Origin of the sequence: Ramlibacter sp. PS3R-8, from assembly GCF_037572435.1 — a bacterium.
GTDB lineage: Bacteria > Pseudomonadota > Gammaproteobacteria > Burkholderiales > Burkholderiaceae_C > Ramlibacter.
The window spans coordinates 199,237-213,278 of sequence record NZ_JBBHGT010000004.1 but is presented as its reverse complement, the minus strand read 5'-3'; the positions used below and the strand labels follow the sequence as shown (position 1 = coordinate 213,278).

Sequence of the window (14,042 nt, the reverse complement as noted above, 5' to 3'; positions counted from 1 at the left end):
CGTTGTGTGTGAAGCAACCTGTCTGCACGGGGCAAAACCATGAAATATTCGCTTCGCAAGACTCCATCCCATCTCCACCTCACATACAAGTACGGTGAGGCGAACGGCGGCCTGCTGGGCCGCAACCTGTCCCTGGAAGCCGATGGCAACCGGCTCACGCTGGAAGTCGATCTCTCCGCGAACCTGCTGGCGCGCAACAAGCAATCGTCGTGGTACCTGGACGCGGTGTCCCTTTCGACCAACTTCCACAAGCTCAAGTCGCTGCAGTGCCCGGACAACCTGGTGCGCACCAGGCTCATCCGCGCGTGGGAAGGCGTCACCGATCCGCGGCTGCGCATGCGCCTGGTGCTCAGTCCGCGCGGCAGCTACCTGTACGAGGTGGCGCCGCATTCGTTGTTCATGGGGGGCATCCAGCTCGACGTGCAGGCTTTCCTGGAAGAAGAGTCGGACGTGGGCACCGCAACCACCGAGGCATCTGCCATGGCCGAAGCCGATGCCGACGGAAAGCACGCAACATGAACAACCTCCGCTGGTGGAAGAGCATCGGCGCTGCCTGCCTGCTGTCCTGCGCATCCCTGGCCGCGCATGCCGATGCCGGTGAATTGCGTGGACGCCACGTCGACCTGAAGGACCAGCTGCGCAGCAATTCCTACGGCCGCCCGCTGGTCATCGACTCCAAGGAGGGCAGCAACTCATTGCAGGGTGACGTGTACGCGGTGCTCGACCATCCGTTCGAGAAAGTCAAGGACGCGCTGCAGGACCCGGATGCGTGGTGCGCCATCATGCTGCTGCCTTTCAACACCAAGGCATGCCATGCGAACGGCTCCCGGCTGGCGATGCGCATCGGCCGCAAGCCGGATCAACCGGTGGAGCAAGCCTACCGGATCGACTTCTCGTTCCAGAACGCGGCAGCGACCGCCGACTATTTCGAATCGCGCCTGACGGCAGCACAAGGACCGTTCGGCACCCGCGACTACGTCATCGTGGCCGAGGCAGTGCCGCTGGAGGGCGGCAAGACTTTCATGCACATGCGTTACGCCTATGGCTTCAGCGGCAGCGGCCGCTTCGCGATGCAGGCTTACCTGGCCACGGCCGGGGCGAGCAAGGTGGGCTTCACCACCAACGGCGTGCGCGGCGCGGTGGAGCGCAACGCCATGCGCTACTACCTCGCCATCGATGCCTACCTGGACACGCTGCACTTGCCCGTCGCCCAGCGCGTCGAGAAGCGCGCGCTCGAGTGGTTCAACGCCACCGAACGCTACCCGAGGCAATTGCGCGAGATGGACCGGCACACCTACCTGGCCATGAAGCGGCTGGAGTACGACCGGCAGCAGACGGCGTCGGCGAACTGAAGAAGAAAGGGGCGCAGAGCGCCCCTTGTCATGTTCCGAACCGCTACGCGGTTGCGTGCCTCACTTGAGGCCGGCCGCTGCACGCAGCGCGGCAGCCTTGTCCGTGCGCTCCCACGTGAACTCCGGCTCCTCGCGGCCGAAGTGGCCATACGCTGCCGTCTTGGTGTAGATCGGGCGCATCAGGTCCAGCATCTGGATGATGCCCTTCGGACGCAGGTCGAAGTGCTCGTTCACCAGCGCGGCGATCTTCTCGTCGGAAATCACGCCGGTGCCTTCGGTGTACACCGTCACGTTCATGGGGCGGGCGACGCCGATGGCGTACGCCACCTGGATCTGGCACTGGCGCGCGATGCCCGCGGCCACGATGTTCTTGGCGACGTAGCGCGCCGCGTAGGCGGCGGAGCGGTCGACCTTGGACGGGTCCTTGCCGGAGAACGCACCGCCGCCGTGGGGGCAGGCGCCGCCGTAGGTGTCGACGATGATCTTGCGGCCGGTGAGGCCGCAGTCGCCCTGCGGGCCGCCGATGACGAAGCGGCCGGTGGGGTTGATCAGGTAGCGCGTCTCCTTCAGCCACTCCTTGGGCAGCACGGGCTTGATGATCTCCTCGATCACCGCCTCGATGAAGGAGGCCTTCATCTTGCTGCCGTCGCTCTGCTCGGGGCTGTGCTGGCTGGAGAGCACCACGGTGTCGATGCTGTGCGGCTTGCCGTCGACATAACGCATCGTGACCTGGCTCTTGGCGTCGGGCCGCAGGAAGGGCAGGCTGCCGTCCTTGCGCTTTTGCGCCTGGCGCTCGACGAGGCGGTGCGCGTAATAGATCGGCGCGGGCATCAGCACCGGCGTCTCGTCGCAGGCATAGCCGAACATCAGGCCCTGGTCGCCGGCGCCGGTGTTCAGGTGGTCGTCGGAGGCGTGGTCCACGCCCTGGGCGATGTCGTTGGACTGCTTGTCGTAGGCGACCAGCACCGCGCAGCCCTTGTAGTCGATGCCGTATTCGGTGTTGTCGTAGCCGATGCGCTTGATGGTGTCGCGCGCCACCTGGATGTAGTCGACGTGCGCGTTGGTCGTGATCTCGCCGGCGAGCACCACGAGGCCGGTGTTGGCCAGCGTTTCGGCCGCCACGCGGCTGCGCGGGTCCTGCTCGAAGATCGCGTCGAGGATTGCGTCGGAAACCTGGTCGGCCAGCTTGTCCGGGTGTCCTTCGGACACCGATTCGGACGTGAAGAGAAAGTCGTTCGCCATTTGAATACACTCCGTGCGTTGATGTGAAAGGGCGCGTTGCCTTCCGCCGGAGCCTGGGCGAACGCTTTAGCAGTGTTGTTTACCGTCGCCCTGCAAGTAGTTCATAACTCGGCGACGTCGTCATTCTAACCGGTGTGAAATCCCTTTTCCAACTGCTTTCGGGATGGCCGCTGCCCCTGCTGCATGCGCTCGGCGCCGCCGTCGGATGGCTGGCCTTCCTGCTGTCGCCCACGTATCGCCGCCGGTTCCTGGCCAATGCGGCGCAGGCCGGCTATGGTTTCGCGCAGGTCCGGGCCGCGGTGGCGCAGGCCGGCCAGCTTGTCACCGAAACGCCGCGGCTGTGGTTCGGCGCGCCGCCGCAGGTGCAGTGGCATGGCGCCGAGGCCATCGAGGCCGTGCGTGCGCAGGGGCGCGGCATCGTCTTCCTCACGCCCCACCTGGGCTGCTTCGAGGTGACCGCGCAGGCTTATGCGCAGCGCTTCGGCCCGATCACCGTGCTGTACCGGCCGCCGCGCAAGGCGTGGCTGCGCGACCTGGTGGAGACCGCGCGCAATCGCGCCAACCTCCACGCGGCGCCAACCACGATGGCCGGCGTGCGCCAGATGCTGCGCGCGCTGAAGGCGGGTGATGCCGTGGGCCTGTTGCCGGACCAGGTGCCGCCGCAAGGGCTGGGGGTGTGGGCGCCTTTCTTCGGCCGCGAGGCCTACACGATGACCCTGCCGGCGCGGCTGGTGCAGCAGACCGGCGCGGCGATCCTGCTGGCCTGGGGCGAACGCCTTCCTGGCGCGCGCGGCTACTGCGTGCATGTGTACCCGTGGGACGGCGAGTCGACCGCCGATGCGCAGCAGTCGGCGGCGCAATTGAACGCGCGCATGGAAGAACTGGTCCGCGCCGGCCCCAAGCAGTACCTGTGGGGCTATGCGCGCTACAAGAAGCCGCGCACCGAGGCCGTCGCATGATCAGCCGCCTGGGCGTGGTCTTCATGCATCTGCTGGCGCGGCTGCCGCTGCCGTGGGTGCGCACGCTGGGGCGCGGGTTCGGCTTGTTCCTGCACCTGGTGGTGTGGTCCCGGCGCCGGGTCGTCGACGTCAACCTGCGCCTGTGCTTTCCCCAGTGGAGCGATGCGCAGCGGCGGCAGGTGAGGAAAGAGGTGTTCGTGCATGTTGCGCAGTCGTTCTTCGACCGCGCGTGGCTCTGGCATGCGGACCCGGAAGTCGTGCGGCGCCGCATCGTGCTGACGGGTGCGCTGCGCGAGCTGGCGGGAGACGAGCCGACCATCGTGTTCGCGCCGCACTTCGTGGGGCTGGACGCCGGCGTCACCGGCCTGACGCAGCAGGTGCCGCGCCGCTTCACCGGCATCTACACGCCGCAAAGCAATGCGGTGGTGGACGAGTGGATCCTGAAGGGCCGGCACCGGTTCGGTGGCGCCAAGCCGCTGAGCCGCAATGCGGGCGTCCGCGTGCTGGTGGCGTCGCTGCGCGCGGGTGACGTGATGTACCTGCTGCCCGACATGAACTTCGGCCCGGAGGAATCGATCTTCGTGCCGTTCTATGGCGTGTCCGCGGCCACCGTTCCTTCGCTTTCCCGGTTTGCACGGCTGGGGCGCGCGAAGGTGGTGCCGGTCATCACGCGGCTGACGCCGACGGGCTACGAGGTGCGGGTGCTCGAAGCGTGGGCCGGGTTTCCGACCGACGACGTCGAAGCCGATACGGCCCTGATGAACGCGCGTCTGCAGGACTGGATCGACGAGATGCCGTCGCAGTACTACTGGGTGCACAAGCGATTCAAGACGCGGCCGCCGGGGGAGGCGAAGGTTTATTGATCACCGGGGTTCGGCTGCGCGCTCACCGCCGGCCTACCGGCTCACCGCCGGCCTACGGTTGGACGTGCCTGCGTAGGCCGGCGGTGAGCGCGCAGCCGAACCCCGGTATCACTGGCGCAAGAAAGCGCCGACCCGCCCGGCGACGAACGCCGGCCGCTCGTGGATGATCCAGTGGCTGGCCCCCGGGACCTTCTCCAGCGTGAGCTTCGAAACGTACTCGTCGAGCCCGTCCACCAGCTCCGGCAGCAGCGCCGCGTCTTCCATCGCCCAGAGCACCAGCGTCGGAATGTCGACGGTCAGCATCTCGCGCGGCAGCGTGATGGCCGCGGCGCCGGGGTCGCCCTCGCGCGACGGCCGCACCGGGGAGGCACGGTAATAGTTCAGGCCGCCGGTCAGGCTCTGGTCCCAGATCGCGCGGTAGCGGTCCTTGAGCTCGCCGGTGAGCCACGGCGCCTCGCCCCAGTGCGTGAAGAATGCCAGCAGGCGCCGATAGCCGTCCTCGCGCAGCAGCTTCTCCGCATCCGGCCGCGCCAGGAAGTTCATGTACTGGCTGGCCTCCTGCTGCCTGGCGCTGGTCTGCAGTGCGCGCAGGAAGGTGCCGGGATGCGGCGAATTGACGATCGCCAGCCGCTGCGTGAGGTGTGCGTGCTGGTTGGCGAAGTTCCACGCGACGGCACCGCCCCAGTCGTGCGCCACCAGGCAGGCCAGCGGCGCGCCTTCGAGCTGCGCCAGCGCCGCGATGTCCTGCACCAGGTGCTTGGGCCGGTAGGCCGCCACGTCCGTCGGCTGGCTGGAGTTCTCGTAGCCGCGCAGGTTGGGGGCGACGCAGCGGTAGCCACCGTTCTCCCCCTTCGCGAAGTGCTCCAGCAATTCGTCCCAGATGAACGCGGCTTCCGGAAAGCCGTGCAGGAAGATCAGGACCGGGCGGCCGCGCTTTCCGGTGGCGCGGCAACTGAGGGTGATGCCGTGCGGAAGCGCTTGCTGCCAGGTCTCGATGCTCACTTGGGGATCTCCGGATCGGGGTGGGTCCATTGCCACAGGAGGAGCGACGCTTCCTCCACGCCCTGCTTCTTCAGCGCGGAGAACAGCCTGGTCTCTCCGCCGCCGGTTTGCAGTCGCGCGATCGACAGCGCCTTGTTCTGCTCCTCGCGGTTGAGCTTGTCCGACTTGGTCAGCAGCACCAGCAGCTTCAGCCCTTCCACGACGCGGGGCCGGATCACGTCCAGCAGGATCTCGTCGAGCTCGGTCAGGCCCTGGCGCGGATCGACCAGCATCACCACGCCGCTCAGGCTTTCGCGCGTCATGAGGTAGTTGGCCATCACCTCCTGCCAGCGGATCTTGTCCGCCTTCGGCACCGCGGCGTAGCCGTAGCCGGGAAGGTCCGCCAGCAGCGCGTCGGTGACGCCCTGCTTGCCCAGCGAGAACAGGTTGATGGCCTGCGTGCGCCCGGGCGTCTTGGAAGCGAACGCCAGGCGCTTTTGCTGCGTCAGCGTGTTGATGCAGGTGGACTTGCCCGCATTGGAGCGGCCCACGAAGGCGATTTCGGGCACTCCCACCGTCGGCAGGAATTCCAGGCGCGGGGCAGTGGTGAGGAAGCGGGCCGTGTGCAGCCAGGCGACGGCTTGCGCTGCGGGCGAGGGTGCAGGCGGCGGGGCAGGGGCGCGCGGCGCCGGCGATGAGGTCATGTCAGAGGAGGTGTGCGGAGTCGGCATTGTAGAATCCTCGGGTTTTGCCCCTACGACCTGCCCAAAAAGTGAACAAGAAGCCTGCCTTTCTGCTGTTGGCCGCCGTGCTGGCGATGTCCGCTTTCCTGTCCGCCGCCCAGCAGCCGGCCGCGCCTGCGGCAGCTGCCAGCGCGCCCGCGCCCGGCCCGGCAGCCGCCACGCCTGCCGCCGCTGCCCCTGCCGCGCAGGCCGGCGCCGTCGGCAAGCCCGACCTCGTTGCAGGCGAGACGCGCTACACCGCGGTTTGCGCGGCCTGCCACGGCGCCGGCGGCAACTCCGGCACGCCGGCCAACCCGCGCCTGTCGCAGCAGCACCCGGCCTACCTCGTCAAGCAGCTGCAGGAGTTCAAGAGCGGCAAGCGCCCGAGCCCCATCATGCAGGGCTTCGCCGCCCAGCTGACCGATCAGGACATGGTCAACATCGGCGCCTACCTGGGCACGCAGAAGGCCAAGCCCGGATTCGCCAAGGACCGCGAGCTGGTCTCGCTGGGCGAGAAGATCTACCGCGGCGGCCTGCAGGACCGCCAGCTGCCGGCCTGCACCGGCTGCCACAGCCCCAACGGCGCCGGCGTGCCGGCCCAGTACCCCCGCCTGTCCGGCCAGCATGCCGACTACACCGCCAGCCAGCTGGTTGCCTTCCGCGACGGCGTACGCAAGAACAGCCCGCAGATGTCGCAGATCGCGGCCAGGTTGAACGACCGTGAGATCCGCGCGGTTTCCGATTACGTTTCCGGCCTGCGCTGAGCCAACGGTTGAACTAACCGCCGCTGCCGGACACCAAGACGGGCGGGCGCCTCGGAAGAGCGCCCGCCTTTTTTCCATGCCAGCCCGATGACCACCACCACCGCCGGCGTCCGCCCCCAGCCAGCGCCGCAAAGGCTGCGCGCGCTGCTGGAGCTCGTCTCCTCCATGCGGTTCGCCATCTCCCTGCTGACGGTGATCTGCATCGCGTCCGTGATCGGCACCGTGCTCAAGCAGGGTGAGCCGCTGGGCAACTACATCAACCAGTTCGGTCCCTTCTGGGCCGGCCTGTTCATGGCGATCAAGCTCAATGCGGTGTACAGCGCCTGGTGGTTCCTGCTGATCCTGGCCTTCCTGGTCGTCAGCACGTCGCTGTGCATCGCCCGCAACACGCCCAAGATCCTGGCGGACCTGAAGTCTTACAAGGAAAACATCCGCGAGAACAGCCTGCTGGCTTTCCATCACCGGGCCGAGGCGCAGCTGCCCGGCACGCCGGGGGAACAGGCCACGCGCATGGGGCACGCGCTGGTGAAGGCCGGCTGGAAGGTGCGGCTGCAGCAGCGCACCGACGGCTGGATGGTCGCGGCCAAGGCCGGCAGCGTGAACAAGGTGGGTTACCTGGCCGCCCACAGTGCCATCGTGCTGATCTGCCTGGGCGGGCTGCTCGATGGCGACCTGGTGGTGCGCGCGCAGATGTGGTGGGGCGGCAAGGTGCCGTACAACGGCGGCGGAATGATCTCGCAGGTGGCGCCGCAGCACCGCCTGCCCAGCACCAACCCCACCTTCCGCGGCAACGTGCTGGTGGCCGAGGGCACATCGTCCTCGACGGCGCTCCTGAACCAGTCCGACGGCGTGCTGCTGCAGGACCTGCCGTTCTCCATCGAGCTGAAGAAATTCATCGTGGAGTACTACTCGACGGGCATGCCCAAGCTGTTCGCCAGCGAAATCGTCATCCACGACGCCGAGACCGGCGAGAAGATCCCGGCGCGCGTGGAGGTGAACCACCCCGTGCGGCACCGCGGCATCGAGATCTACCAGTCCAGCTTCGACGACGGCGGCTCCAGCGTCACCCTGAAGGCGATGCCCATGGACGGCGGCGGCAAGAGCTTCGAGGTGAAGGGCACGATCGGCAGCACCACCGAACTCGCCAAGGGCCCCGAGGCGGCCGAGAAGATGACGCTGGAGTACACCGGCTTGCGCGTGATCAACGTCGAGAACCTCGCCGATGCTTCCGGCGGCCCCACCGACGTTCGCAAGGTGGACCTGCGCGCCTCGCTGGACGCCCGCCTCGGCGCGGCCAACAAGACCGTCAGGAACAAGAACCTGCGCAACGTCGGGCCCAGCATCACCTACAAGCTGCGGGATGCCGCCGGCCAGGCGCGCGAGTTCCACAACTACATGCTGCCGGTGGACCTGGGCGAGGGCGCTCCCGTGTTCCTGCTCGGCGCGCGCGAGACCCCGGCCGACGGCTTCCGCTACCTGCGGGTGCCGGCGGACGAAAACGGCGCCCTCGACGGCTTCCTTCGGCTGCGCGGCGCGATGGCGGATGCATCGCTGCGCGAGCAGGCCGTGAAGGCCTATGCCCGCGAAGCCACCGACCCGTCGCGCCCCGAGCTCGCACGGCAGCTCACGCTGTCGGCCTCCCGCGCGCTGGCCCTGTTCGCCGGCGCCGAGGCGGTGCCGGGGAGCAAGGCGCAAGGCGGCCTGCTGGCGGTGTCCGAATTCATCGAGGCCAACGTGCCGGCGGCGGAACGCCCGCGCGCCGGCGAGGTGCTGGTGCGCATCCTGAACGGGACGCTGTTCGAACTGGCGCAATTGAGCCGCGAGCGCGCCGGCCTGCAGCCGCTGCCGCGCGACGAACGCACGCAGGGCTTCATGACGCAGGCCGTGCTGGCGCTCAGCGACGCATTCGCCTACCCTGCGCCGATGGCCTTCGAGCTCAAGGACTTCACCCAGGTGCAGGCCAGCGTCTTCCAGGTGACCCGATCCCCTGGTCACTACATCGTCTATCTGGGGTGCGCCTTGCTGATCCTGGGCGTTTTTGCGATGCTGTACGTGCGCGAGCGCCGCCTCTGGGTGTGGCTCGGCGCCACGGGCGACGGCGCGCACGCCCGGATGGCCCTGTCCAGCAACCGCAAGCTGATGGACGTGGATCGAGAATTCCAGAAGCTCCGCGAGCGCCTCCTCGGGAACCAGTCATGAACACCGCCACCACCGCCACCACCACCATCACGCTCGACGAGGGTTTCCTCGCCCGCCGCAACTGGTTCGACTGGGTCTTCGCCCTCCTGGTCATCGTGGGCGGCCTGTATGCCTTCGCGCGGTACAGCCAGTACATGGACGGCTACGAAAAGGGCATCCTGCTCGCGGCGGTCCCGTCGGCCATCTGGCTGGGCTGGTTCTGGCGCCCGTTGCGGGTGCTGATGGTGGGCGTTGCAGCGATTTCGCTGCTGGCCATCGGCGCCTACCAGGGCGACCTGGCGCGCGGCGAAAGCGTGTTCTGGCTGAAGTACTTCCTGTCCAGCCAGTCGGCGATCCTGTGGATGAGCGTGCTGTTCGTGATGAGCACGCTGTTCTACTGGGGCGGCGTGTTCGGCCGCGGCCAGGCAGCCGCGCTCGAATCGATAGGCTCCAGGCTTGCCTGGGCGGCCGTCACGATGGCGCTGATCGGCACGATGGTGCGCTGGTACGAGAGCTACCTGATCGGCGCCGACGTGGGCCACATCCCGGTGAGCAACCTGTACGAAGTGTTCGTGCTGTTCTGCTGGATGACCACGGCGTTCTACCTGTATTTCGAGGAGCAGTACGAAACGCGCACGATGGGCGCCTTCGTGATGCTGGTGGTGGCGGCAGCGGTCGGCTTCCTGGTCTGGTATTCGGTGGCGCGCGAAGCCCACGAGATCCAGCCGCTGGTGCCCGCCCTCAAGAGCTGGTGGATGAAGCTGCACGTGCCGGCCAACTTCATCGGCTACGGCACGTTCGCCCTGGCGGCGATGGTCGCTTTCGCCTACCTGGTCAAGCAGCAGGCCACCGAGACGCGCTGGCACCGGCTCGCGCCGCTGTGGCTGCTGGGCGTGCTGCTGACGGTGATGCCGATGGTGTTCCGCAAATCGGTGGAAAGCAGCAGTGTCTACTGGCTGTCCTACCTGGGCGTGTCCGCCTTCATCGTCGGCGGCATCCTGGTGGCGCGGCGCCACATCGCGCTGCGGCTGCCGGCGCTGGATGTGCTGGACGACGTGATGTACAAGTCCATCGCCGTCGGTTTCGCCTTCTTCACCATTGCCACCGTGCTGGGCGCCTTGTGGGCGGCCGAGGCCTGGGGCGGCTACTGGAGCTGGGACCCCAAGGAAACCTGGGCGCTGATCGTCTGGCTGAATTACGCGGCGTGGCTGCACATGCGCCTGATGAAGGGCTTGCGCGGCACCGTGTCGGCCTGGTGGGCGCTGGTCGGGCTGGCGGTGACGACCTTCGCGTTCCTGGGGGTGAACATGTTCCTTTCAGGGCTTCACAGCTACGGCGAGCTGTAAAGCTGAATCCTTTGCAGAATGCCTTGCGTATTGACGCCAGGACACCCAGGAGACCCCATGTTGATCAGGACGGACCGCGATGGCTTCCAGCACCCCCACGCCAGCGAGATCACGCCTCGTGCCGTCTACGAGGACCGGCGGCAACTGCTGAAGTGGATGGCCACGGGCGTCGCCGGCGCGGCGCTGGCCACCTGGGCCCAGCGTGAAGCGCTGGCGCAGCAGGTCCAGCGCCCCGGCAAGCTCGCGCCGCTGACCGTGGTGCGTTCGGCCGTTCCTGGTGCGGTGACGATGGAAAAGGTCACCGAGTACAAGGACGCCAGCACCTACAACAACTTCTACGAGTTCGGCACGGACAAGTCGGACCCCGCGCAGAACGCCCACACGCTCAAGACCAAGCCCTGGACCGTGGAGGTCGAGGGCCTGGTCAGGAAGCCGGCGAAGTACACGCTGGAAGACCTGATGAAGATGGGCGCGCAGGAAGAGCGGATCTACCGCCTGCGCTGCGTCGAGGGCTGGTCGATGGTGGTGCCCTGGGTCGGATTCTCCCTGTCGAAACTGGTCGAGAAGGTCGAGCCGCTCGGCAACGCGAAGTACGTCGAGTTCCTCACGCTGGCCGACAAGGCCACCATGCCGTTCGTGGGCTCGCGCGTGCTGGACTGGCCGTACGCCGAAGGCCTGCGCATGGACGAAGCGATGCATCCGCTGACGCTGCTGACGTTCGGCATGTATGGCGAAGTGCTGCCCAACCAGAACGGCGCACCGGTCCGGTTGGTGGTGCCCTGGAAGTACGGCTTCAAGAGCGCCAAGAGCATCGTGAAGATCCGCTTCACCGAGCAGATGCCGAAGACGGCGTGGAACAAGGCGGCCGCGAACGAGTACGGGTTCTATTCGAACGTCAACCCGGAGGTCGACCACCCGCGCTGGTCGCAAGCCACCGAGCGGCGCATCGGCGAGGACGGCCTGTTCGCCAAGAAGCGCAAGACGCTGATGTTCAATGGATACGAGCCGCAGGTCGGGCAGATGTATGCCGGCCTGGACTTGAAGAAGAATTTCTAGCTACACCGGCCTAGAATGCCTGCTCAGCAAATGGAGACAAGCTATGACTGACCCCGTTGCATTGGCCGAGACTTTCTTCACCCAGGCCAAGACCGCCGCGAAGGCCCAGCACGATGCGTACACCCTCATGGTGAACTCGCAGAAGGGCATGCTCGACGGAATGAAGTCCATGGGTTACCCGTTCGAAGCCGCCTCGGCGCAGTTCGGGAAGATGATCGACTTCCACGGCCAGCAGTACGCGGCGGCCGTGAAGCACATGGACCAGATGTTCGCGGAGTGGCAATCGATGATTGCCAAGGCGAACGGCAAGCCGAAGAAGTAGTCGCTCCCAGCCACTCGATGGTCCTCGCGAAGGCGTTGCTGCACCCCGCCGCCAAGCCGCTGGTGTTCATCGCCGCGCTGCTGCCGTTCGCGTGGCTTTTCTACGGAGCCCTGGCGGACAGGCTCGGCGCCAATCCGGCCGAGTACCTCTCGCGTTCCACCGGTGACTGGACGCTGCGCTTCCTGTGCCTGACGCTGGCGGTGACGCCGATCCGCGTGATCGCGCACCTGCCGACGCTGCAGCGCTTTCGCCGCATGCTGGGCCTCTTCACGTACTTCTACGTGGTGCTTCACTTCATCGCGTGGGCCTGGTTCGACCAGGGGTTCGATGTTGCGGACATGGCCAGGGACATCGCCAAGCGGCCTTTCATCCTGGTGGGTTTCGCCGCGTTCGTGCTGCTGACGCCGCTGGCAGCGACGTCGTTCAACCGCGCGGTCAAGGCGATGGGCGCGAAGCGCTGGCAAATGCTTCACAAGCTGGTGTATGTGATCGCAGGCCTGGGCATCCTGCACTTCTTCTGGATGCGAGCGGGCAAGAACAACTTCGCCGAGGTGGCCGTTTATGCGGCGATCCTCGCCGTGTTGCTGGGGTGGCGGGTGCGGGAGGCGTTGCGCAAGCGCGCCGGGGTCGCTGCGCGAACCCGGCCTACGGGCAGTACGTGAGGCGGCGCAATACGATCGTCGGGTCGCCGCGCAGACCCGGCCGTCTTCCGTAGGCCGGGTTCGCGCAGCGACCCCGGCAATGCATCACGGCAACAACGTCTCGTTGCGCAACTGATCCTCGATGCTCTCCCGCTCGCGGATCACATGCACCTGGCTCCCGTCCACCAGCACTTCCGCCGCGCGCCCGCGAGAGTTGTAGTTGCTCGCCATGCTCATGCAGTACGCGCCCGCGGAAAGCACGGCGAGCAGGTCGCCGGCCTGGGCGGACAGCGCCCGATCGCGGCCGATCCAGTCGCCGCTCTCGCACACCGGCCCCACCACGTCGCAGACCATCGCCGCTCCCGCCCGCCGCTGGACGGGGACGATCTGGTGGAAGGCCTCGTACATCGCCGGCCGCGGCAGGTCGTTCATGGCCGCATCGATGATGCAGAAGTTCTTCTGCTCGCCGGGCTTGAGGTACAGCACCTCGGTCACGCAGATGCCGGCGTTGCCGACCAGCGATCGGCCCGGCTCGACCAGCAGTTGCCGGTCACCGAAGCCGCGGGCATCCAGCTTGGCCAGCAGGCGCTGCCACAACGCGTCGGCCGCCGGCGGTTGCTCGTCGTTGTAGACGATGCCCAGGCCGCCGCCGAAGTCGATGTGCGCGATCGGGATCCCGGCGGCCTCGATGGCCGTGACGAGGTCCAGCATGCGGTCCATCGCATCCAGGTAGGGCGTGACGTTGGTGATCTGCGAGCCGATGTGGCAGTCGATGCCCACCACCCGCAGGCCCGGCAGCGCCGCCGCCTGCCGGTAGGCGCGCAGCGCGTCCTTGTGCGCGATGCCGAACTTGCTGCCCTTCAGGCCGGTGGAGATGTAGGGATGGGTGAGCGGGTTCACGTCCGGATTCACGCGCAGGCTCACCGGCGCCCGCACGCCCAGCCCGGTCGCCACGGCATTGAGCACTTCCAGCTCCGGCTCGCTTTCCACGTTGAAGCAGTGGATCCCGAGTTCCAGGGCCCGGCGCATCTCGTGCCGCGTCTTGCCGACGCCGGAGAAGATGATGTCGGCCGGCTGCGCGCCGGCGGCGAGCACCCGCTCGAGTTCACCGCCGGAGACGATGTCGAAGCCGCAGCCCGCGCGCGCGAAGAGCTGCAGGATGGCCAGCGACGAATTGGCCTTCAGGGCGTAGAAGACGCGGGCCTTGCGGCCGGCGAAGCCGCGCTGGTAGGCGGACAATGCAGCGAGCATCGCCGCGCGCGAGTAGACGAACAGGGGCGTGCCGTGCTCGCGGGCGAGGTCGGCCACGCGAACGTCTTCCACGAACAGGACGTCGCCCTCGTAGCGGACGGCGGGGCCTTGCGGCAGGTGGGTCGGGTTCATGGATTGCGCACGGGTGCGGCGGTGCCAGAGGGTGGCGTCACGGAGCCCGGGCCGGAGGCGGCCTGCGCCGGGCGGACGGCGGTGGAGGGTGCAAGCGTGTCCGGCAGCGAAGCGCGGCCCGACGCAGCTTCCCCGCTGGGCAGGTACAGCGGGCCCTTCTGGCCGCAGCCAGCCAGGAGAAGCGCGGCCGCGAGGCCGCTGACTAGAATTTGGAAAACACCGGACATATCTGG

15 protein-coding genes are annotated in these 14,042 nt (G+C 67.4%); 10 read left to right on the top strand and 5 right to left on the bottom strand.

What is annotated here, in order from left to right; genetic code table 11:
• Window positions 1-39 precede the first annotated feature (39 nt).
• The gene (locus WG902_RS15925) at window positions 40-519 is read left to right on the top strand and encodes a hypothetical protein (RefSeq protein WP_340061116.1); all 480 of its coding nucleotides are present in this window, start codon (window positions 40-42) and stop codon (window positions 517-519) included.
• Entirely contained in the window at window positions 516-1,352 is an 837-nt protein-coding gene (locus WG902_RS15920) for a hypothetical protein (RefSeq protein ID WP_340061115.1), read from the top strand. Before WG902_RS15925 ends, WG902_RS15920 begins: the two co-directional genes overlap by 4 nt.
• Before the next feature lie 60 nt (window positions 1,353-1,412).
• Here WG902_RS15920 and metK read toward each other — a convergent pair whose 3' ends face one another.
• A complete protein-coding gene (gene metK / locus WG902_RS15915; RefSeq protein WP_340061114.1) occupies window positions 1,413-2,594 on the bottom strand; it encodes a methionine adenosyltransferase in 1,182 nt (393 codons plus the stop codon).
• A gap of 134 nt (window positions 2,595-2,728) precedes the next feature.
• On the opposite strand from metK, the gene WG902_RS15910 reads away from it, so the two are divergent.
• Together WG902_RS15910 and WG902_RS15905 are read left to right on the top strand one after the other, a co-directional pair.
• A complete protein-coding gene (locus WG902_RS15910; RefSeq protein ID WP_340061113.1) occupies window positions 2,729-3,553 on the top strand; it encodes a lysophospholipid acyltransferase family protein in 825 nt (274 codons plus the stop codon).
• Window positions 3,550-4,416, top strand: coding sequence for an LpxL/LpxP family acyltransferase (locus tag WG902_RS15905; RefSeq protein ID WP_340061112.1), 867 nt, complete (start codon window positions 3,550-3,552; stop codon window positions 4,414-4,416). Before WG902_RS15910 ends, WG902_RS15905 begins: the two co-directional genes overlap by 4 nt.
• Before the next feature lie 108 nt (window positions 4,417-4,524).
• Here WG902_RS15905 and WG902_RS15900 read toward each other — a convergent pair whose 3' ends face one another.
• Both WG902_RS15900 and yihA read right to left on the bottom strand, forming a co-directional pair.
• Entirely contained in the window at window positions 4,525-5,448 is a 924-nt protein-coding gene (locus WG902_RS15900) for an alpha/beta fold hydrolase (protein ID WP_445263696.1), read from the bottom strand.
• Window positions 5,415-6,101: a ribosome biogenesis GTP-binding protein YihA/YsxC gene (gene yihA / locus WG902_RS15895; RefSeq protein ID WP_340061110.1), complete on the bottom strand. Its 687-nt coding sequence runs from the start codon at window positions 6,099-6,101 to the stop codon at window positions 5,415-5,417. The genes WG902_RS15900 and yihA overlap by 34 nt, the downstream gene beginning before the upstream one ends.
• A 113-nt stretch (window positions 6,102-6,214) precedes the next feature.
• Between yihA and WG902_RS15890 the strand changes: the two genes are divergently transcribed.
• The 6 genes from WG902_RS15890 (at window position 6,215) to WG902_RS15865 (ending at window position 12,447) form a co-directional block, all read left to right on the top strand.
• Window positions 6,215-6,883, top strand: coding sequence for a c-type cytochrome (locus tag WG902_RS15890; RefSeq protein WP_340061295.1), 669 nt, complete (start codon window positions 6,215-6,217; stop codon window positions 6,881-6,883).
• Window positions 6,884-6,970: 87 nt separating this feature from the next.
• Window positions 6,971-9,082, top strand: a complete 2,112-nt coding sequence (locus tag WG902_RS15885; RefSeq protein WP_340061109.1) for a cytochrome c biogenesis protein ResB — start codon at window positions 6,971-6,973, stop codon at window positions 9,080-9,082.
• On the top strand, window positions 9,079-10,407 hold the full coding sequence (gene ccsB, locus WG902_RS15880) for a c-type cytochrome biogenesis protein CcsB (RefSeq protein ID WP_340061108.1): 1,329 nt from the start codon (window positions 9,079-9,081) through the stop codon (window positions 10,405-10,407). The genes WG902_RS15885 and ccsB overlap by 4 nt, the downstream gene beginning before the upstream one ends.
• Before the next feature lie 57 nt (window positions 10,408-10,464).
• Window positions 10,465-11,463 carry a protein-methionine-sulfoxide reductase catalytic subunit MsrP gene (gene msrP, locus WG902_RS15875; protein ID WP_340061107.1) on the top strand — a complete coding sequence of 333 codons (999 nt, stop codon included), beginning with the start codon at window positions 10,465-10,467 and terminating at the stop codon, window positions 11,461-11,463.
• A gap of 43 nt (window positions 11,464-11,506) precedes the next feature.
• On the top strand, window positions 11,507-11,785 hold the full coding sequence (locus WG902_RS15870) for a hypothetical protein (RefSeq protein ID WP_340061106.1): 279 nt from the start codon (window positions 11,507-11,509) through the stop codon (window positions 11,783-11,785).
• Between the two features lie 17 nt (window positions 11,786-11,802).
• On the top strand, window positions 11,803-12,447 hold the full coding sequence (locus tag WG902_RS15865) for a sulfite oxidase heme-binding subunit YedZ (RefSeq protein WP_340061105.1): 645 nt from the start codon (window positions 11,803-11,805) through the stop codon (window positions 12,445-12,447).
• A gap of 84 nt (window positions 12,448-12,531) precedes the next feature.
• On the opposite strand, the gene lysA is transcribed toward WG902_RS15865, so the two are convergent.
• Window positions 12,532-13,809: a diaminopimelate decarboxylase gene (gene lysA, locus WG902_RS15860; protein WP_340061104.1), complete on the bottom strand. Its 1,278-nt coding sequence runs from the start codon at window positions 13,807-13,809 to the stop codon at window positions 12,532-12,534.
• The gene (gene lptM / locus WG902_RS15855; protein ID WP_340061103.1) at window positions 13,806-14,036 is read right to left on the bottom strand and encodes an LPS translocon maturation chaperone LptM; all 231 of its coding nucleotides are present in this window, start codon (window positions 14,034-14,036) and stop codon (window positions 13,806-13,808) included. The genes lysA and lptM overlap by 4 nt, the downstream gene beginning before the upstream one ends.
• Between the last annotated feature and the right edge of the window lie 6 nt (window positions 14,037-14,042).

What these genes read in the sequence shown, in the direction of transcription:
- WG902_RS15925 (WP_340061116.1), top strand. Translation starts at nt 40, where the DNA reads ATGAAATATTCGCTTCGCAAGACTCCATCCCATCTCCACCTCACATAC.
- WG902_RS15920 (WP_340061115.1), top strand. Translation starts at nt 516, where the DNA reads ATGAACAACCTCCGCTGGTGGAAGAGCATCGGCGCTGCCTGCCTGCTG.
- metK (WP_340061114.1), bottom strand. Translation starts at nt 2,594, where the DNA reads ATGGCGAACGACTTTCTCTTCACGTCCGAATCGGTGTCCGAAGGACAC.
- WG902_RS15905 (WP_340061112.1), top strand. Translation starts at nt 3,550, where the DNA reads ATGATCAGCCGCCTGGGCGTGGTCTTCATGCATCTGCTGGCGCGGCTG.
- WG902_RS15900 (WP_445263696.1), bottom strand. Translation starts at nt 5,448, where the DNA reads ATGGACCCACCCCGATCCGGAGATCCCCAAGTGAGCATCGAGACCTGG.
- yihA (WP_340061110.1), bottom strand. Translation starts at nt 6,101, where the DNA reads ATGACCTCATCGCCGGCGCCGCGCGCCCCTGCCCCGCCGCCTGCACCC.
- WG902_RS15890 (WP_340061295.1), top strand. Translation starts at nt 6,215, where the DNA reads ATGTCCGCTTTCCTGTCCGCCGCCCAGCAGCCGGCCGCGCCTGCGGCA.
- WG902_RS15885 (WP_340061109.1), top strand. Translation starts at nt 6,971, where the DNA reads ATGACCACCACCACCGCCGGCGTCCGCCCCCAGCCAGCGCCGCAAAGG.
- ccsB (WP_340061108.1), top strand. Translation starts at nt 9,079, where the DNA reads ATGAACACCGCCACCACCGCCACCACCACCATCACGCTCGACGAGGGT.
- msrP (WP_340061107.1), top strand. Translation starts at nt 10,465, where the DNA reads ATGTTGATCAGGACGGACCGCGATGGCTTCCAGCACCCCCACGCCAGC.
- WG902_RS15870 (WP_340061106.1), top strand. Translation starts at nt 11,507, where the DNA reads ATGACTGACCCCGTTGCATTGGCCGAGACTTTCTTCACCCAGGCCAAG.
- WG902_RS15865 (WP_340061105.1), top strand. Translation starts at nt 11,803, where the DNA reads ATGGTCCTCGCGAAGGCGTTGCTGCACCCCGCCGCCAAGCCGCTGGTG.
- lysA (WP_340061104.1), bottom strand. Translation starts at nt 13,809, where the DNA reads ATGAACCCGACCCACCTGCCGCAAGGCCCCGCCGTCCGCTACGAGGGC.
- lptM (WP_340061103.1), bottom strand. Translation starts at nt 14,036, where the DNA reads ATGTCCGGTGTTTTCCAAATTCTAGTCAGCGGCCTCGCGGCCGCGCTT.